General features: G+C 68.5%; 15 protein-coding genes. 11 read left to right on the forward strand and 4 right to left on the reverse strand.

Annotated elements, in window-relative coordinates; translation table 11 throughout:
• Positions 1 to 11 precede the first annotated feature (11 nt).
• From NPJ82_RS10790 to trmFO, 4 genes are read left to right on the forward strand one after another with little or no spacing between them, the layout of a single operon-like run.
• Positions 12 to 3,776 carry a LamG-like jellyroll fold domain-containing protein gene (locus tag NPJ82_RS10790; protein WP_342657369.1) on the forward strand — a complete coding sequence of 1,255 codons (3,765 nt, stop codon included), beginning with the start codon at positions 12 to 14 and terminating at the stop codon, positions 3,774 to 3,776.
• Positions 3,773 to 4,963 carry a DUF885 family protein gene (locus tag NPJ82_RS10795; RefSeq protein ID WP_342657370.1) on the forward strand — a complete coding sequence of 397 codons (1,191 nt, stop codon included), beginning with the start codon at positions 3,773 to 3,775 and terminating at the stop codon, positions 4,961 to 4,963. Before NPJ82_RS10790 ends, NPJ82_RS10795 begins: the two co-directional genes overlap by 4 nt.
• A 33-nt stretch (positions 4,964 to 4,996) precedes the next feature.
• Positions 4,997 to 6,289 (forward strand): methyl-accepting chemotaxis protein, encoded by a 1,293-nt coding sequence (locus tag NPJ82_RS10800; RefSeq protein WP_342657371.1) that lies wholly within the window; start codon positions 4,997 to 4,999, stop codon positions 6,287 to 6,289.
• Positions 6,290 to 6,334: 45 nt separating this feature from the next.
• A complete protein-coding gene (gene trmFO, locus NPJ82_RS10805; protein WP_342657372.1) occupies positions 6,335 to 7,708 on the forward strand; it encodes a methylenetetrahydrofolate--tRNA-(uracil(54)-C(5))-methyltransferase (FADH(2)-oxidizing) TrmFO in 1,374 nt (457 codons plus the stop codon).
• On the opposite strand, the gene NPJ82_RS10810 is transcribed toward trmFO, so the two are convergent.
• Together NPJ82_RS10810 and NPJ82_RS10815 are read right to left on the reverse strand one after the other, a co-directional pair.
• Positions 7,638 to 8,096 (reverse strand): histidine kinase, encoded by a 459-nt coding sequence (locus NPJ82_RS10810; RefSeq protein ID WP_342657373.1) that lies wholly within the window; start codon positions 8,094 to 8,096, stop codon positions 7,638 to 7,640. The genes trmFO and NPJ82_RS10810 overlap by 71 nt on opposite strands.
• Positions 8,097 to 8,162: 66 nt before the next feature.
• The gene (locus tag NPJ82_RS10815; RefSeq protein WP_342657374.1) at positions 8,163 to 8,819 is read right to left on the reverse strand and encodes a squalene/phytoene synthase family protein; all 657 of its coding nucleotides are present in this window, start codon (positions 8,817 to 8,819) and stop codon (positions 8,163 to 8,165) included.
• Positions 8,820 to 8,911: 92 nt separating this feature from the next.
• Between NPJ82_RS10815 and NPJ82_RS10820 the strand changes: the two genes are divergently transcribed.
• Genes NPJ82_RS10820 through NPJ82_RS10835 form a run of 4 tightly spaced genes read left to right on the forward strand, consistent with a single transcriptional unit; the run spans position 8,912 to position 11,971 of the window.
• Positions 8,912 to 9,238, forward strand: a complete 327-nt coding sequence (locus tag NPJ82_RS10820; RefSeq protein ID WP_342657375.1) for a pilus assembly protein TadG-related protein — start codon at positions 8,912 to 8,914, stop codon at positions 9,236 to 9,238.
• A complete protein-coding gene (locus NPJ82_RS10825) occupies positions 9,235 to 10,746 on the forward strand; it encodes a pilus assembly protein TadG (protein WP_342657376.1) in 1,512 nt (503 codons plus the stop codon). Before NPJ82_RS10820 ends, NPJ82_RS10825 begins: the two co-directional genes overlap by 4 nt.
• Positions 10,743 to 11,348 (forward strand): TadE/TadG family type IV pilus assembly protein, encoded by a 606-nt coding sequence (locus NPJ82_RS10830; protein ID WP_342657377.1) that lies wholly within the window; start codon positions 10,743 to 10,745, stop codon positions 11,346 to 11,348. The genes NPJ82_RS10825 and NPJ82_RS10830 overlap by 4 nt, the downstream gene beginning before the upstream one ends.
• Positions 11,348 to 11,971 (forward strand): TadE family protein, encoded by a 624-nt coding sequence (locus NPJ82_RS10835; RefSeq protein ID WP_342659000.1) that lies wholly within the window; start codon positions 11,348 to 11,350, stop codon positions 11,969 to 11,971. Before NPJ82_RS10830 ends, NPJ82_RS10835 begins: the two co-directional genes overlap by 1 nt.
• Positions 11,972 to 12,011: 40 nt before the next feature.
• Here the strand turns inward: NPJ82_RS10835 and NPJ82_RS10840 are convergent, their stop codons facing one another.
• Together NPJ82_RS10840 and pdhA are read right to left on the reverse strand one after the other, a co-directional pair.
• Entirely contained in the window at positions 12,012 to 13,451 is a 1,440-nt protein-coding gene (locus NPJ82_RS10840) for a pyruvate dehydrogenase complex E1 component subunit beta (RefSeq protein WP_342657378.1), read from the reverse strand.
• Between the two features lies 1 nt (position 13,452).
• On the reverse strand, positions 13,453 to 14,496 hold the full coding sequence (pdhA, locus tag NPJ82_RS10845) for a pyruvate dehydrogenase (acetyl-transferring) E1 component subunit alpha (protein WP_112382835.1): 1,044 nt from the start codon (positions 14,494 to 14,496) through the stop codon (positions 13,453 to 13,455).
• A 172-nt stretch (positions 14,497 to 14,668) separates the two neighbouring features.
• On the opposite strand from pdhA, the gene NPJ82_RS10850 reads away from it, so the two are divergent.
• From NPJ82_RS10850 to NPJ82_RS10860, 3 genes are read left to right on the forward strand one after another with little or no spacing between them, the layout of a single operon-like run.
• Entirely contained in the window at positions 14,669 to 15,949 is a 1,281-nt protein-coding gene (locus NPJ82_RS10850) for an MFS transporter (RefSeq protein ID WP_342657379.1), read from the forward strand.
• Complete coding sequence (gene cysK, locus NPJ82_RS10855; RefSeq protein ID WP_342657380.1) at positions 15,946 to 16,866, forward strand: cysteine synthase A; 921 nt, start codon at positions 15,946 to 15,948, stop codon at positions 16,864 to 16,866. The genes NPJ82_RS10850 and cysK overlap by 4 nt, the downstream gene beginning before the upstream one ends.
• A 41-nt stretch (positions 16,867 to 16,907) precedes the next feature.
• Entirely contained in the window at positions 16,908 to 18,137 is a 1,230-nt protein-coding gene (locus NPJ82_RS10860; protein WP_342659001.1) for a cell wall hydrolase, read from the forward strand.

The following is an 18,137-nucleotide window of genomic DNA, read 5'->3' on the forward strand; positions in this document are numbered from 1 at the left end:
GAGGCTATCCGTTGACGCGCACCACCTGTTCCCTTCTCGCCCTGGGCGCGGCCCTGACCTCCCCCGCCGCCGCCCAGACGCTCACCTTTCGCCTTTCCGCCGACCAGAGCCTGACGGCGGAGCAGGCGGCCGGCGATCCCGTTCCGAATTTCCGCAGCGGGGTAAGCGTCGTCGGCGACGGCGCGATCGGCGGCGTCGCGCGCTGGCAGGATGACGGCTATGTCGCCTGGCGCGCGCCCGGCAACATCACCGCGGCGCGTGGCACGCTGTCCTTCTTCTGGCGCGCGCGCGAGCCGCTGGGCGAGGCGCCGTTCGTGATCTTCCGCACCGGCTATGCCGATCACAGCAGCTGGGACATGGCGTTCCTGCGCATCGACTGGAACGGCCACGGCTTCGACGCCTTCGTCACGGACGCCAATTTGTCGCGCATCCGCGTGTCCTGGACCATCCCCCGGCGCCCTGATGCCGCGGCATGGCAGCATCTCGCCTTCACCTGGGACGAGACCCGGGGCATCCGCCTGTATGTGGAGGGTCGCGAGGTTGCGCGTGCCGAAACCCCCGCCGATCTCGATGCCGGGCTGGACCAGTTCGGCTTTGCCGGCCGCGTCATCGCCCCGCATCAGGTGCAGAGCCGCTACAATTTCATGCGCGGCTCGGACTTTGACGAACTGCGCATCTATGACGCCGCGCTGGATGCCGCCGGCATCGCCGCGCTCGCCGCCAAGGGCGATCCCGCGCCGCCCCCGGCCCCCGCGACGGGCGACCGAACGGCATGGCTCCACCGCTATGGCTGGGACACCGCCAGGCCGCCGCTGCTCACCGATCCCGTCACCCGCGTCCGCAAGGTCGAGTTCGCCGACGCCCGCGACCTGAAGCAATGGATGTGGAAGGGCGTCGACGGCATCGCCGAGACGACATGGCCCGGCGTCTACAACCGCTCCGCCCTGCCCGGTCGCCACGATTATTTCGAGCTGCCCGACTGGAACACCTATGTGGAGGGTGGCCGCACCTACGACCTCGCCATCCCGCCGAACGAGCGGATCAACCGTATCGAGCTGCGCGGCGCCGCCTATGGCACGCTGGCCTTTTCCGCCGACGGGCAACGCTATACCCCGCTCGCCGATCGCCCCCGCGGCGTGGTGCGCAGCGTCACCGCCATCGCTCCGCGCCAGGGTGGCCGGCTGCGCTTCACCAACCGCATGGCCGAACAGCCGATCCAGGAACTCTGGGCCTATGACGTCACGCCCGGCACCGTGCCGGCCGGCAGCTTCCAGCTCAGCTACACCGTCAACGCCGCCGCCGCCCCGACGCTTGCCGCCCTTGGCGATCTGAACGCCTGGATCGCCGGCCGCTTCGCGCCCGAGGAACGCACAACCGTTGTCGCGCTTCCCAGCACCGGCATCAAGGCCGCAGTCGGCGCCGGCAGCGGCGCCCCCACTGCCCGCGCCGCGGCATCGGCCGCCGCGGCCCCGATCGTCCACATCCTCATTCCCTCCAGCTTCGGCGACGCCCCCGCCGACCAACCCCTTGCCCGCGCATGGGATTATGGCTGGCACAATCTGCACGACGGGCTGGACGGCATCGCGATCGACCTGCCCGCCCTCAAGGGCGACGCCCCCATCCCCCTCAATATCAAGGTCCATGATCCGCTCTGGCCCGGCCGCGACCTGATCGACCTGTCCGTCTCCCTCCCGCCGGGCGAGGCCCGCACGCTGTGGCTCGACCTGCGCGACCGCATCCTGCCCGCGCAAAGCCTGGCCCTGACCCTTGCCGCCGCCGATCCCGCGTTCGGCCCGGCGAGCATCGACGGCGCCCGCATCCGCCTGGTCTTCAAGCCACGCGAGCAGGCGCTGCCCGAACACGTCGCCGACCGCTTCAACCAGGTGAAGGACAATTGGGCGTTTCTGGTTGAGGAGCATACCGCCTCGCAGCGCGCCGGCCTTTATCGCCGTCTTTATGCCGACATCAGCGATCTGCTGCGTGTCGCCCCCGACCATGCCGGCGCCCGCGCCTATTGGGCGGACATCAATTACCGGCCGGAGAACCTGCCGCCCGTCACGCTGCCCCCGGTAACCTCCGACACCCCCGCCTGGGCCTTTCGCCAGTTGCAGGATCTGTCGCTGTCGCACCGCTTCGTGGAATGGTGGATCGCCGAGCGCCAGGTGCCCTATGGCGATTTCGGTGGCGGCCTGTCCGATGATACCGACCTTGTGCAGCAATGGCCGGCGCTGGCGCTGATGGGCGTCGCGCCCGACCGGATCAATGCCTCGCTGCGTGCGCTGTCCGATGCGGTCTATCGCAACGGCATGATCGTGAACGGGCTGGGTGCGATCACCACCGACGAACTGCACGCCTATGAGGAAGGGCTGAACTCCAACGCTGCGCGCCTGTATCTCAACTGGGGCGAGCCGATCGCGGTCGAACGCCTGATGGAAAACACCCGCGGCTTGAGCGGCGTCATCCTGCCCAACGCGGCTGGCCATCACCACTTCGCCTCCAACTGGTATGGCGGCAACCGCATATATCGCGAAGGGCCGTGGGAGTGGCAGAAGCCGTACAGCTTCACCGTCCTTCACGGGCCGATGCTGGTCGGCCTGTTCAACGGCAACGCCGCCGCCCGCGGCCTCGTCACCGGGGTGATCGACGGCTGGCTGGCGCATGGTCGCCAAGGGGCCGATGGCCTCTGGTCCTATCCCAACGAGATCAACTGGCGCACCGATGCCACCCGGACGGGCGATGGCGGCGGCGCCACCGTGCCATTGCAGGGCGCCTGGGCGGCATGGCGCTTCACCGGCGACGCGCGCTACCTGCGCCCGGTCGAGGCACGGCTGGCCAAGGCGGGCGCGTCCGCGCTCGCCGAATTCAATGAGGCGCCCGCCCTGATCCCCGGCGGTGCCGAATTGCTGGCCAAGGCCGGCACCGGCACCGGCAGCAGCGATATCGGCCGCTATGCCCGCTGGCAGATGTCGGGCGACACCACCCCGCTTGCCACCCTCCATGCCGAGGCGGCGACCGAAAAGATGCAGCGCATGGACATGCTGACCGTGGGCCACTGGTGGAGCGACCGGGTCGACATGCCCACCGACCTTCTGCAACGCGAACGTCTCGGCGGCGTCGCGCTGAAACGCAATCAGAGCTGGCCCGGCAACACCGTCAGCTGGCGCTTTGCCGAGGACGGCGCGGCAGAGCGCGTCGCCATTCTGATGCCGGGCGCCACCCGCACCCGTTTCCGCGTAATCGCCTACAACACCACCGATCGGCCGCAGGTCGCGACGATGACCGGCTGGTCGATCGATGCCGGCCGCTGGACCGTGCAGCGCGCCACCAGTCCGGACGATGCACGCACGCTGGTTCCCGACGGCCCCGCCGCCACCGTGCCGCTCGAACGCAGCCTGGGGACGCAGGTGGTCTTTGCCCCCCGCACCACCACCGTGTACGATTTCGCGCTCGCCGAACCCGGCACCCCGGTGGAGGATCGCGCCGATCTCGGCATCGGCACCGACGATGTGGTCGCAAACGGCCGCGGCATCGCGCTCACCGTGCACAGCCTGGGCGCGCGCCCTGTACCGGGTGGCGAGGCCCGCCTGCTCGCCGCGGACGGCCGCGTGCTCGCCACCACCGCGATCCCGGCCATGGCGGCCCCCACCGACCTGCGCCCGCGCACCACGAGGCTGCGCCTGCCCCGCCGCCCCGGCGCCGCGATGGTCGAGGTCGCCCTCACCGGCGACGCCCCCGAAGTGACCCGGCTCAACAACCGCGTGCCGCTACCGCAATGACGTGCTGGAGCCGCCGCGCGGTGCTGGGCGGTGCCATCGCGCTGGCGGCGTCCCCCATCCGCGCGCAGGGCAGCCAAGCACAGGATAACCGCGGGCAAAGCATCCGCGTCACACTCAATCGGGGCGCCACCCTGCCCCCGGCGGACGCACTGGCGCTGCTCGCCCCCCTCGAAGCGACCTCGCCGCGCGACCGTCTCGATCTCGACACCGCGCGCGCTGGTCTTGCTGCAGAGATCAGGCTGGCCGCCACCCCGTCCTATCTCTGGCAACTCCGCCGCATCATCGGCGACACGGTCACGCCCGCCACCGCCCGTGACCGCCTGACCCACGAACATACCCGCCTGCTCGCCCGCGCCGACCGCCTGTTCGACACTTTGGGCGACAGGAGCGGCTCCGTCGGCGAGCGGTATCGCCGGCTCTGGACGGACGAACGCTTCCTCTACCCCGACAGCGAAGCCGGCCGAAACAGGGCGATCGCGGACATGCGTGCGACGCTGGATCGCTGCCGCGCCCATCTCGCGCCCATCATCGGCCCCGTTCCGCCATGGTGCCTGGACGTCCACCCCGCCCGCATGACCGCCGCCGAGGATGCAGCCGGCAAGGGCGGCTACCGCACGCTCCCCCGCCCCGGCCTTCCCGGCGCCTATGTCGTCGACCTGCGCGCCATCCGCCGCCGCCCCGCCTGGTCGCTCCCCTCGGTCGTCGCCCACGAACTCCTGCCCGGCCACATGATCCAGCTCCCCCTGGAGGTCGCTGCCGACCCCCACCCCTTGCGCCTGCGCTACGCACCCGGCTTCGCCGAAGGCTGGGCCACCTATGCGGAAGGACTTGCCTGGAACGGCGGCTGGCTGGGGGCGGACCCTCGCGTCGAACTCGGCCATGTGCACTGGCTGCTCTTCCGCACCGCGCGGGCATTGGCGGACCTCGCCGTTCACGACGGCCATGTCGCGCCCGACGTCATGGCCGCGCGCATGGCCGAATGGCTGGGCGAACCCGTCGCCTTTATCGGCTTCGACGCGGACCTTGCGCGTATCACTCGCGAACCCGCGACCCGCGTCGCCGAGGCGCTGGCCTGGCTCGCGCTTGCCGATGCCGCTCCGCCCAAGAGCCTGCCGACCTTTCATCATCGGATGCTGATCGACGGCCGCCGCCGCTCCGATCGCATCGCTGTCACATCACCGTCATGAAACCGGCATCTGCCGTTTACTAACGGGCGCTAGATGAGGGACATGTTCGCCGATCCGTCGCTCACGCTGCCGATGACCGCACCGACCCCCTCGATCGCCGCCGACGCCCCTGTTGCCCAGGCCATTGCCCTGTTCCGCGCCCATCCCGACCTGCGCGTTCTTCCCGTTCTGGACGAAGCCCGGCGGCCGCTCGGCGCCATCTACGAGGCCGATCTGCGCGACCTGCTGTTCAGCCCCTATGGTCATGCACTTCTTCAGAACCCCGATTTCTGCTCGCGCCTGATCGACCTCGTTCAGCCCTGCCCGGTATGCGAGGACGACCGGCCACTGGCGGAAAGGCTTGCGGTGCATGCCGCCGCCGGCGCGCCCGAGGGGCTGATCCTGACCCGCGCCGGCCGCTTCGACACGTTGGTCGATGCCCGTACCCTGCTGCGCCAGTCGGCGGACCTGCAACTGGAGCAGACACGCACCCGTCTCGCGCGCGCCGATGCGGTCGAGGCCGCGACGCGGGGCTTCCTGGCCGATATCGCCGCGCTCGCCGACGGTCTGACCCGCGCCGCCGAACAGGGCGCCACCACGGCGCGAACGCTATCCGACCATGTCGGCGAGGCACGGCGCAGCGCCGCGATCGTCGCCACCGCCGCCGGCCAGACGGGCACCGCGCTGGGCGAGATCGCCGCGCGCAGCCGCGGCCTGGCCGATGCCTTCGTCACCATCGCCGCCGAACTTGCGGCGTCGCAGCGCCTGCGCAGCCAGATCGACGCGTGGGTCGGCGACGCCGGCGCACAGTCCCGGGCGCTGGCCGACAATGCCGCCGCGATCGACCGCATGCTGGTGCTGATCCACACCGTCGCCCGCCAAACCAACCTCCTCGCCCTGAACGCCGGGATCGAGGCCGCGCGTGCCGGCCCCGCCGGACAGGGTTTTGGCGTCGTCGCGCAGGAGGTGAAGACGCTTGCGATGCAAACCGGCGGCGCCGCGCAAGATGCGGCGGCCAGCGTCCAGTCGGTGCACGGCGCCGTCCACGACCTCGTCGCCGAACATGATCGGATCGGCGAGACGATCGCCTCCATCGCCGGCAGCGCTGCGACCATCGCCTCCGCGGTGGACGAACAGCGGCTCGCGCTCACCGCCATCGCCGCCAATGTCGAACAATCGGTCGATGCCGCCGCCAGCATCGATGCGCAGGCCCGGCTGGCGGACGATGCCGCCGGCCAGGTGGGCCAGGACGCGAACGCGCTGCTCGCCCTTTCCAATACGCTGTCCGCCACCGTCGCCATGCTTCGGGAGCGTGCACAGGCCTTCGTTACCGTCATCGCTGCCTGAACCCCCGCTTGGACGAACCCGCCGCAATGGATTAGGGGGCAGGACATGACCCATCAGATCCATATCGTCGGCGGCGGCCTCGCCGGCTCGGAGGCCGCATGGCAATTGGCGCAGGCCGGCATCCGCGTCCGCCTCTCCGAAATGCGCGGCGGCGGCGACGCCACGCCTGCCCATCACACCGACAGCCTCGCCGAACTCGTCTGCTCCAATTCCTTCCGCTCGGATGACGCCGACAGTAACGCGGTCGGCCTGCTGCATCAGGAGATGCGCACGCTCGGCTCGCTCATCATGGCTGAGGGCGACCGGCATCGTGTCCCCGCCGGCTCCGCACTCGCGGTGGATCGCGACGGCTTTTCCGCCGGGGTCACCGCCATGCTGGAGGGGCATCCCAACATCACGGTGGTGCGCGAGCGCATCGACACATTGCCTGACGGCCCTGCGATCATCGCCACCGGACCGCTGACCGCCACCGGCCTCGCCGACCAGATCGGCGCCGCGACCGGCAGCGATGCGCTCGCCTTCTTCGACGCCATCGCCCCCATCGTCCACCGCGACTCCATCGACATGGATACCGCCTGGTTCCAGAGCCGCTGGAACAAGGGAGACGGCAAAGACTATATCAACTGCCCCCTCGACAAGGAGCAGTATCTCGCCTTCCACCAGGGCCTCGTCGATGGCGAGAAGACGCCGTTCCGCGACTGGGAGCGCGATACGCCCTATTTCGAGGGCTGCATGCCGATCGAGGTGATGGCAGAGCGCGGCGTCGACACGCTGCGCTTCGGCCCGATGAAGCCCGTCGGCCTCGACGATCCGCGCACCGGACGCTGGCCCTATGCCGTGGTGCAGCTGCGTCAGGACAATGCCGCCGGCACGCTGTGGAATATCGTCGGCTTTCAGACCAAGCTGAAACATGCCGAACAGGTCCGCCTGTTCCGCACCATCCCCGGCCTGCAAAATGCCGAATTCGCGCGTCTGGGCGGCCTGCATCGCAACACCTTTATCCGCTCGCCCGAGCTGCTCGATCCGACGCTGCGGCTGAAGTCGCGGCCCAATATCCGCTTCGCCGGCCAGATCACCGGATGCGAGGGCTATATCGAAAGCGCCGCGATCGGCCTCATCGCCGGCCGTTTCGCCGCAGCCGAGCTGCTCGGCCATGATCTTGCCCCGCCCCCGGTCGAAACCGCGCTCGGCGCGCTGCTCGGCCACATCACCGGCGCGGCGGAGGCGGAGACCTATCAGCCGATGAACGTCAATTTCGGCCTGTTCCCACCGATCGAGGGCCGCACGAAAAAGGCGGATCGCAAGCGCATGTATACCGACCGCGCCCGCGCCGCGCTGTCCCCCTGGCTCAGCTCTCTTCCGGCGGCTCCTGTCGGGGCGCTCCCGGCGGACATTTCGCGCGAGCCGGCTTCCGCTTGACCGCGGTGGTGGCAAATTCGGCGGCGTCCATCGTGCCCGACCGATCACGGTCGGCGCCGGTGAATTTCGCCACCGTCTTTGCCGACCATTCCTCGAAGGACAGCCGCCCGTCGCTGTCCAGCTTCGCATAGGCCTTGCGCCGCGACGCCAGATATTCGTCACGCGTGATCCGCCCGTCACGATCCTTGTCATAGCGGCCGAAGCGCTTTTCCTCGCGCGTCTTGACCGTCGCTTCGGGCGCCCGTTCGGGCAGGGGCTCGGGCGTCGCGGGGACCACCTTTGGCGCCTGGGCCAGCACCGTGCCGGCCGGCGTCCGCCCCCCAAGGATCAGCACGCCGCCACCTACCAGCGCCAATGCGCCCACGCCCCCCACCAGATATCGCCACATCGCCGCCTCCCAACGAACCCGTCGCCATCAGGCTAGGCGGTCCCGACCCCCGGCGGCAAGCCCCGCTTACCGCCCTGTCAGCCGATGCCAGGCGAGCCGCGCCACCCGCCCCGGCGATCCGGCCGCGCGTCCCGCCAGATCCAGCCGCGCCGCCGTGACCAGCGCGCCCAGCACCCGCCCCCGCGCCACTACCGACGGGGCAAAGCGGTCGTCCAGCCGTGCCCCGGCCTCTTTCCTCGCCCGTTCGGCCAGTTGCGCGTCGCTCAGATGCCGGGACAGATCGGCCAGCGCCCAACCCTCCCCCCATTGCGCGACCCGCGCATCGGCAAAGCCCGACAGATCCGCCACCAGCCGGAACAGCCCGCCGCCGCGCGCCTGCGCATGGCGCAACATCGCGTCCCCGTCCAAAGGCTCCTCCAGCAACACATCCCACCCATCGATCATCCCGGCCAATTCCGCCCCCGGCACGCCCGCCCCGGCCAGCGCCCGCAACAGCGGATGCGCGGGCGGCGCCGCGTTCCCCAGCGCGCTCAGCGCCTCATGCCACCATGTCAGCCGCATCTGCCCGATCATCGGCTCGGTCGTCGTGCGCAGGATCGCGGCCAACGTGTCGTCCAGCGCGAACAGCGCCTCCACCGCCCCGCGTGCGTCGACCGGCGCATAACTCAGCACCAGCGTGCGTTCCGCGGCGCGCGGATCGGGGGCCGACTCGGGTGCTACCATGCTGTTAACCACCTGCATTACCATGAAATTATCCATCGCCCCCGTAGGCCAAGACATTGAATTGGCTGGAAATGCGGAGCGTAGCGCGGGTCATGACGGCGAAGCGGATCGGGGGCAAGTCGGCGTCGCGACGCGGGCGCCTTGCCGCGTTCCTTGGCTGGCTGCTGCGCGATATCGGCGGCAACACGCTGGCGATCGGCGCGGCGGCGATGATCCCGCTGATCGGCATGATGGGCGGCGCGCTCGACGTCAGCCGTCTGTATCTCACCAAGACGCGGATGCAGCATGCCTGCGACGCGGCGGTCCTGGCCGGGCGCCGGACGATGGGCGGCGGCACCTGGAACGCCGCCTCGCTCGCTGCCGCGAACCAGTTCTTCAACGCCAACTACCCCCCGGCGCCTATGGCAGCACCGCGTTGACCACCAGCTTTACCGAAAGCGGCGGCAAGGTTTCCGGCGCCGTCACCGCCACCCTGCCGATGACGCTGATGCGGGTGCTGGGCGCGGGCGACAAGCCGGTGACGGTCGCCTGCGACGCCGACATGCGCCTGCCCAATACCGACGTGATGTTCGTGCTCGATACGACGGGCTCGATGGCGGACCGGGCGGTGTCCACCGATAGCCAGACCAAGATCCAGGGCCTGCGCAACGCGGTAAAATGCTTTTATGAAATCCTGGCAAAGCTGCCGACCGATGGTTTCTGCACCAGCAGCAAGCCGACCGGCGGCACCTCGGGCGTACAGATCCGCTTCGGCTTCGTCCCCTATGCGACCAACGTGAACGTCGGCTACCTGCTGCCGACCAGCGCGATCGCCAACCGCTGGACCTATCAGTCGCGACGTGTCGAGTCGCGCGGCACGGCATGGAGTGACTGGCAATATTTCTCTCAGACCGATGTAGGTCTGTTCACCAACTGCCCAGCGCCACCACCAAATACGGCAACCGAGCAGTATCGTCTGTCCGCGAGAACCTGGCAGCTTCTTTTTTTCACCTGCGTTTATCAGGTGCAGCGCGCCAGCCAGACCACAATATGGCGCTATGACGCCATCGAGCAGGACGTCAGCGGGCTGAAGAACGGGTCCACCTGGAACACCAGCTTCACCCTGCCGATCGGTGCCGGCGGCAGCCCGGCCACGATCGAATGGCGCGGTTGCATCGAGGAACGCCGCCCCACCGTATCCGGCACCAGCTTCAGCCCCATTCCGGCTGGCGCGACCGATCTCAACATCGATGCCGTACCGAACCCCGTCGATCCGGGCACGCAATGGGGGCCCGCGCTTCCCGACCTGATCTTCACACGCCGGGCGTCGGAGAACAACACGAGCAACTGGAACCGGGACGCCGTCAGCACCACCGAGAACTATGGCAACGGCTCCTATTTCGCCTGCCCGCAAGCGGCCCGCCGCCTGCAGACATGGGACAATCCCTCGACGTTCGGCAGCTATGTCGACAGCCTGACGCCGGAGGGAAATACCTATCACGACATCGGCATCCTGTGGGGCGCCCGGCTGATGTCGCCGACCGGCATCTTCGCGGCCGACAATGCCAAGACGCCGTCGGGGGGCGACATCGAACGCCACATGATCTTCATGACCGACGGCGACACGGTCACCCGCGCGTCCGACTATACCGCCTATGGCGTGCCGTGGTTCGACCGCCGCAACGTGGCCAATCCATCGTCGCCCACCGCCAGCTTCAACGACGAGGTGAACGCCCGGTTCGAGGCGCTGTGCACCGCGGTCAAGAACAAGAACATAACCTTATGGGTGATTTCGTTCGGCAATGGCAGCAACGCCGATACCGAAAGCCGCCTGCAACGCTGCGCCTCGTCGGGCACCTATTATTTCAAGGCGGCGGACTCCGCGGCACTCCAGACCGCGTTCAACAGCATCGCGACCCAGATCTCGCAACTCCGGCTGACCAAGTGACCCGCCGGCCACCCCTTCTGCGCGACACACGCGGCGCGACCATCGTCGAATTCGCTTTGGTCGCGCCGATCCTGTGCCTGTTCCTGGCGGGCGCATTCGATGTCGCCCACACCCTCTACATGCGCTCGGTCCTGCAGGGCATCGTCCAGAAGACCGGCCGGGACTCGACGCTGGAAAGCTCGACCACCGCCACCCGTCAGGCCGAGATCGACGCCGCGATCACCGCGCAGGTCCGCGAGCTTTACAACGGCATCACCCCCAGCTTCTCGCGCCGCTATTTCACCACCTATGCGCAGGCCGCCGCCAAGGTCCCGGAGGTGTGGGTCGACACCAACGGCAATGGCCGCTGCGACGCGCAGGAGGTTTATGTCGACAGCAACGGCAACGGCACCTGGGACGCGGACGGCGGATCGGCCGGCGTCGGCGGTGCCAAGGACCGCGTCGTCTACACCGTCACGCTCAACTATCCCCGCATGCTCCCGATCCACAAGTTCATCGGCGGCAGCGCGACGACCACCGTGTCCGCCACCACCGTCCTCCAGAACCAGCCCTATGCGGACCAGACCACCACCAGTTCGACCGCGACGGGGCGTTGCGCGTGATGCGGTGGCTCCGCCTGCGCCGTGACCGCCGCGGGATCGCGCTGGTCGAATTCGCGCTGATCTTCCCGATCCTGCTCACCCTGTGCCTGACGGGCGCGGAGATCACCAACTTCATCATCACCAAGATGCGGGTCAGCCAGCTCGCGCTGCAACTGGCGGACAATGCCGCACGCATGGGCGCCGGCTCGCCGCTCGCGGCCAAGATCATCACCGAAACCGACATCAACGACCTGTTCGTTGGCGCCAACCTGCAATCGGGCGGTCTGGACCTGCGCACGAACGGCCGTGCGATCCTGTCTGATCTGGAGCAGGACCCGGCCAATGCCGGCCGCTTCCGCATCGTCTGGCAGCGCTGCTACGGACAAAAGGTCGCGCGCGCCTCCAGCTATGGCACCGCGGGCACGAACAACATGACCGGCATCGGCCCTGCGGGCCGGCAGGCGACCGCGCTCCCCAACAGCGCGACGATGTTCGTGGAGGTCTATTATGTCTATCCGCCGCTCGTCAGCGCGCGGCTGGCGCCGGCAACGGAGATCACCGAGATCGCCTCGATGGCGGTGCGCGAGCGGCGCGACCTGTCGGGCATCAACAACGTGCAGGCGGCACCCGTCTCCACCTGCTGACGGGGGAACGGCCGACCCCGGCCGCTCCCCCGAGCGCATCCTACTTGTACGTCACCTTCTTCACCGCCTTCACCACGCGGGCCGCATCGACCAGCGCCAGCTTTTCCAGGTTGGCGGCATAGGGCAGCGGCACGTCCTCGTTGGTCACGCGCAGCACCGGCGCGTCCAGATCGTCAAAGCCCTGCTCCATCACCACCGCGGCGATTTCCGAGGCGATCGAGCAGGTCGGCCAGCCCTCTTCCACCACCACCAGGCGGTTCGTCTTGGCGAGCGACTTCAGCACGGTCTTGGTGTCCAGCGGACGCAGCGTGCGCAGGTCGATGACCTCCGCATCGATGCCCTCTTCGGCCAGCTTGTCGGCGGCTTCCAGCGAGACGCCGACGCCGATCGAATAGGACACGATCGTCACGTCCTTGCCCGGCCGCATGATCCGCGCCTTGCCGATCGGCAGCACGAAGTCGTCGAGCTTGGGCACGTCGAACGAGCGGCCGTACATCAGCTCGTTTTCCAGGAACACGACCGGATCTTCCGAACGGATCGCCGCCTTCAGCAGGCCCTTGGCATCGGCCGCGTCATAGGGCGCGATCACGATCAGGCCGGGGACGCTGGCATACCACGGGCCATAATTCTGCGAATGCTGCGCACCGACGCGGCTCGCCGCGCCGTTGGGACCGCGGAACACGATCGGGCAGCGCATCTGGCCGCCGGACATGTAGTTGGTCTTGGCGGCCGAGTTGATGATGTGGTCGATCGCCTGCATGGCGAAGTTGAACGTCATGAACTCGATCACCGGGCGCAGGCCGCCCATCGCGGCACCGGTGCCGACGCCGGCAAAGCCATATTCGGTGATCGGCGTGTCGATCACGCGACGGTCGCCGAACTCGTCGAGCAGCCCCTGCGTCACCTTGTACGCGCCCTGATACTGCGCGACTTCCTCGCCCATCACGAACACGCGGTCGTCGGCCCGCATTTCCTCGGCCATCGCATCGCGCAGCGCTTCGCGGACCGTGGTCTTCACCATCTCGGTGCCCGCCGGGATCTCCGGATCGGCGACCTCGCCCTCATGCGCGGCCGCCTCGAACATCTGGCGCGTGCCGGTCTCGACCTTTTCCTGCGCCGGATGGGCCGAATCCTCGACCGTGTCGGCCGGCTTGTTCTCGTCGGCCTTGGCCAGGCCCTCAGGGCTGTCGTCCTTGGTGGCGCTGCCCGCACCTGCCGCCGCGGCCGAGACGTCCTCGCCCTCTTCGGCGATCAGCGCGATGGCGGTGCCGACCTTTACGTTGTCAGTGCCCTCGGCGACGATGATCTTGGCGATCACGCCCTCATCGACCGCTTCGAATTCCATCGTCGCCTTGTCGGTCTCGATCTCGGCCATGATGTCGCCGGACTTGACCGTGTCGCCTTCCTTCACCAGCCACTTGGCCAGCGTGCCCTCTTCCATCGTGGGCGACAGGGCCGGCATCTTGATCTCGATCGCCATCTCAGTAACGCTCCACCAGCACTTCAGTGTAAAGTTCGGCCGGATCCGGCTCGGGGGTCTGTTCCGCGAAGTCGGCGGCGGCGTTCACTTCCTTGCGGATCTGCTGCTCGATCGTCTTCAGCTCGTCCTCCTTCACGCCCTGCTCTTCCAGCAGCCGCTTGACGTGGTCGATCGGGTCGGACTTGTCGCGCACGCCCTGCACTTCCTCGCGGCTGCGATACTTGGCAGGGTCGGACATGGAGTGGCCGCGATAGCGGTACGTCTTCATTTCCAGGATCACCGGGCCCTTGCCCGCACGAACCCAGGCCAGCGCCTCCTCGGCGGCCCCGCGACAGGCCAGCACGTCCATGCCGTCCACCTGGATGCCCGGAATGCGGAAGCTTTCGCCCCGCTTGTAAAGCTGGTCCTCGGACGAGGCGCGATTGACGCTGGTGCCCATGGCGTACTGGTTGTTCTCGATCACGAAGATGATCGGCAGCTTCCACAGCTCGGCCATGTTGAAGCTCTCGTACACCTGGCCCTGGTTGGCCGCGCCGTCGCCGAAATAGGCAAGGCACACGCCACCGTCGTTGCTGTACTTGTGGCCGAAGGCGAGGCCGGTGCCCAGCGACACCTGCGCGCCGACGATACCGTGGCCGCCATAGAATTTATGCTCGGTCGAGAACATGTGCATCGACCCGCCCTTGCCCTTGGAGATGCCGGCGGCACGCCCCGTAAGCTCGGCCATGATGACCTTGGGATCGATGCCATAGGCCAGCATGTGGCCATGGTCGCGGTATCCGGTGATCACCGAATCCTTGTCGCCGTCCAGCGCGGACTGCAGGCCGACGGCCACCGCTTCCTGGCCGATATACAGGTGGCAGAAACCACCGATCAGGCCCAGGCCGTAGAGCTGACCGGCCTTCTCCTCGAAGCGGCGGATGAGCAGCATGTGCTTGTAGAAGTCGAGCAACTCCTCGCGCGTCGCCTGGTATGGCTGCGGTTCGGCGGGGCGCTCCCGGTTAGGGACGGGCGGTTCGGTCGAACGGCTTGGGGCTTTGGCCACAGTCGGGAACACCTTTGTTTCCGTAGGGGAGGATGCCCGCCTATAAGCGCGATTTCGCGCGAAACTCAAACCCCTTCGATGGTGCAGTGCAGCACGACCTCAGCTTCGCATGGCAGAAGCGTTGCCATGGTTGCCAGTTTGCCGCAGGCCCGCCTAAAGACCTACCAATATCATGGACAAACCCCTGCATCCGTTCCGCATCGCCAACTTCCGCGCCTATTGGCTGTCGCGGTTGTCGGGCACCATCGCACAGACCGCGCTGGCCATCGTCATCGGCTGGCAGGTCTATGGCCTGGCCCGGCAGACCATGGACGTGCGCGACGCCGCCTTTCTGCTCGGCATGATCGGCGCGGCGCAGTTCGTGCCGCTGTTCCTGCTGACCCCGGTCACCGGCCTCGTCGCCGACAGTGTCGACCGGCGCTGGATCGTGCGCGCCACGACCGCGCTCATCATGCTGGTGTCCGCCGGGCTCGGCTTCCTCACCTGGGCCGAGGCACTGACCCTGCCGGCGCTGTTCTGTGCGGCGGTGCTGATCGGCATCGCGCGTGCCTTTACCGGCCCGGCCTATTCGGCGCTCGCCCCCAATCTCGTGCCGCGCGAAAGCCTGCCCACCGCCATCGCGATATCCTCGATCGCGTGGCAGGTCGGCTCGATCGCCGGGCCCAGCGTCGGCGGGCTGCTTTATGCCATCCACCCCGATGTCGCCTATGCGACCGTCACCGGCCTGTTCGTGGTCGCCCTCCTGACCATGCTCACCATCGGCCCGGTGCCGCAGCCGCCCGCGCAAAAGGACCGCCGGCCGCTCGTCCGCATCCTGGAGGGCTTTTCCTATGTCCGCCGCAACCGGCTGGTGCTGGCGGCGATCACGCTCGATCTGTTCGTCGTGCTGCTCGCCGGCGCGACCGCGCTGCTGCCCATCTATGCGCGCGACATCCTGCATGTCGGCGCGCAAGGACTGGGGCTGCTGGCCGCGGGCATGGGCATCGGTGCGGCGACCACCGCGATCTGGTTCTCCTTCCGGCCAATGAAGAGCAATGTCGGCGTGAAGATGCTGATCGCCGTGATCGTCTTTGCGGTCGCCATCCTGACCTTCGGCATCTCCACCTCCTTCCCGCTCAGCGTCGCCGCGCTGATCGTCGCGGGCGGCGCCGACATGGTCTCGGTCTATGTCCGCCAGTCGCTGATCCAGTTGCACACGCCCGACGAGATGCGCGGGCGGGTCTCGGCCGTGTCGCAACTCACCATCTCCGCCTCCAACGAACTGGGCGAGGCGGAAAGCGGCCTGCTCGCCTCGCTGCTCGGCCCCGTCGGCGCGGTGGTGGCGGGGGGCTGTGCCGCGATCGTCGTCACGCTCGCCTGGGCGCGCCTCTTCCCTGAGTTGAAGCGCGCACGGACCTTCGATCCCCCCGATATGTTACAGGTTGAACCTCAGCACGGAGAAGCGAAGCCATGAAGGCCAACACGATCCTGGATACAATCGGCAACACGCCGCACATCAAGATCCAGCGCCTGTTCCCGCAATCCGAGGTGTGGATCAAATCCGAACGGTCCAATCCCGGCGGATCGATCAAGGACCGCATCGCGCTCGCCATGATCGAGGCGGCGGAAGCGGACGGCAGCCTGCAACCCGGCGGCACCATCGTCGAGCCGACCAGCGGCAATACCGGTGTCGGCCTCGCCATGGTCGCGGCGGTGAAGGGCTACAAGCTGATCCTCGTCATGCCCGAATCGATGTCGGTCGAGCGTCGCCGCCTGATGCTCGCCTACGGGGCGACGTTCGATCTCACGCCGCGCGAGAAGGGCATGAAGGGCGCGATCGAACGGGCGCTGGAGCTGGTTCGCGAAACGCCGGGCGCCTGGATGCCGCAACAGTTCGAGAACCCGGCCAATATCGACGTGCACGTCCGCACGACGGCGTTGGAGATCCTGAACGACTTCCGTGACGCGCCGATCGACGTGCTCATCACCGGCGTCGGCACCGGCGGCCACATCACCGGCGTCGCCGAAACGCTGAAGAAGGAATGGCCGGAGCTCAAGGTCTTCGCGGTCGAACCCGCGGCCTCGCCGGTCATCGCCGGCGGCCAGCCCGGTCCGCACCCGATACAGGGCATCGGCGCCGGCTTCATCCCCGCCAACCTCCACACCGCCGCCATCGACGGCGTCATCGAGGTCGACGCCTCCGTCGCCAAGGACATGGCCCGCCGCTCCGCCGCCGAAGAGGGCATCCTGGTCGGCATCTCGTCGGGCGCCACCCTCGCCGCCATCCTCCAGAAACTCCCCGACCTCCCCGACGGCGTCCGCGTCCTCGGCTTCAACTACGACACAGGCGAACGCTACCTTTCCGTGCCGGACTTCCTGCCCGAACAGTGACGCCCATCCCCGAACAGCGCGTAAGAGGACCCTTGCGCGCTATCCTTTGCGCGATCGCCGCTACGGCGGTGATCGCGCCGACCCTGGTGGTCACCCACGCGCCGGCCACGCCGGTGCGGCCCCGCGCGCACGTCAAGGCACCGCCGCAGCGCGTCGTGCCCAAGGCGGAGGTACCGCCGGTCGAACCCGTCGCCTTTGTCGACCTCGCCCCCGACGAGGCGCGCGTCTATAATGCCGGCATCCCCTTCTCCACGGCCCCCAACCCCGCCGCCCGGCCCTTCCGTTTCGCCGGCTCGGCCGAAGACCGCGCGCGGGCGCTGGACTGTCTGGCGACCGCGGTGGTCTACGAGGCGGGCGACGACTCGGTGGGCGAACGCGCCGTGGCACAGGTCATCCTCAACCGCCTGCGCCACCCCGCTTTCCCCAAGACCGTTTGCGGCGTCGTGTTCGAGGGGCAGGAGCGCACCACCGGTTGCCAGTTCACCTTCACCTGCGACGGTGCGCTGGATCGCTGGCACCCCTCCGACATCGCCTGGCGCCGGGCGCGGCAGGTGGCGGAACTGGCGCTGAACGGCGCGGTCTATCGCCCGGTCGGCCATGCGACCCATTATCATACCGACTGGGTCGTACCCTATTGGCAGTCCAGCCTCGACAAGGTGGCAGGCGTCGGCAGCCACTTGTTCTTCCGCTGGTCGGGCTGGTGGGGCACGCCGCCCGCCTTCAATCGCCGCTGGACCGGTGGAGAGCCGGTGATCGCCAAGCTCGCCGACCGCTCCGACGCGCACCGCATGGGTGAAGCGCTGGCCGCCGCCGACGCCGCCATGGTCGAAGCCGGCGTCGCCGCCGATGGCGCCGTCCCCGCCGCCATCGCCCCCGTCCCCGGCGAGCCCAACAGCTTCCTGCTCACCTTGCCAAAGGGGGTGACTTCCGACGCCCTGCCGGCTCTTGCGCAGCGCACCTGCGGCGATCGCAAGGCCTGCAAGGTCATGGCCTGGAGCGACGCGGCCGCCACCCCCCGCACCCTGCCGCTCGACATGGCGCAGGTCGCCGCCATGGCGTTCAGCTATCTGCGCGATCCTGACAGCGGCATCGAACGCCAGCTCTGGAACTGCGCGGTCTTCCCCCGCTGGAAACCGTCCGAATGCATGAAGCGCCAGACCTTGCGCGCGGAGCCGGTCGCCTCGCCCACCCCGTCGCCGGTCGCCGAGCTGGACGGCGTCCGCCGGCGCAGCGTCACCGCAGCCCCGGCCGAACCACCCCGCCAGCCCTGA

It is taken from the genome of Sphingomonas sp. NY01, from assembly GCF_038809135.1.
GTDB lineage: Bacteria > Pseudomonadota > Alphaproteobacteria > Sphingomonadales > Sphingomonadaceae > Sphingomonas > Sphingomonas carotinifaciens.

Excerpts from the sequence above, each read along its gene's own strand:
- NPJ82_RS10795 (WP_342657370.1), top strand. The coding sequence starts at position 3,773 with ATGACGTGCTGGAGCCGCCGCGCGGTGCTGGGCGGTGCCATCGCGCTG.
- NPJ82_RS10800 (WP_342657371.1), top strand. The coding sequence starts at position 4,997 with ATGAGGGACATGTTCGCCGATCCGTCGCTCACGCTGCCGATGACCGCA.
- trmFO (WP_342657372.1), top strand. The coding sequence starts at position 6,335 with ATGACCCATCAGATCCATATCGTCGGCGGCGGCCTCGCCGGCTCGGAG.
- NPJ82_RS10810 (WP_342657373.1), bottom strand. The coding sequence starts at position 8,096 with ATGTGGCGATATCTGGTGGGGGGCGTGGGCGCATTGGCGCTGGTAGGT.
- NPJ82_RS10815 (WP_342657374.1), bottom strand. The coding sequence starts at position 8,819 with ATGGTAGCACCCGAGTCGGCCCCCGATCCGCGCGCCGCGGAACGCACG.
- NPJ82_RS10820 (WP_342657375.1), top strand. The coding sequence starts at position 8,912 with ATGACGGCGAAGCGGATCGGGGGCAAGTCGGCGTCGCGACGCGGGCGC.
- NPJ82_RS10835 (WP_342659000.1), top strand. The coding sequence starts at position 11,348 with ATGCGGTGGCTCCGCCTGCGCCGTGACCGCCGCGGGATCGCGCTGGTC.
- NPJ82_RS10840 (WP_342657378.1), bottom strand. The coding sequence starts at position 13,451 with ATGGCGATCGAGATCAAGATGCCGGCCCTGTCGCCCACGATGGAAGAG.
- NPJ82_RS10850 (WP_342657379.1), top strand. The coding sequence starts at position 14,669 with ATGGACAAACCCCTGCATCCGTTCCGCATCGCCAACTTCCGCGCCTAT.
- cysK (WP_342657380.1), top strand. The coding sequence starts at position 15,946 with ATGAAGGCCAACACGATCCTGGATACAATCGGCAACACGCCGCACATC.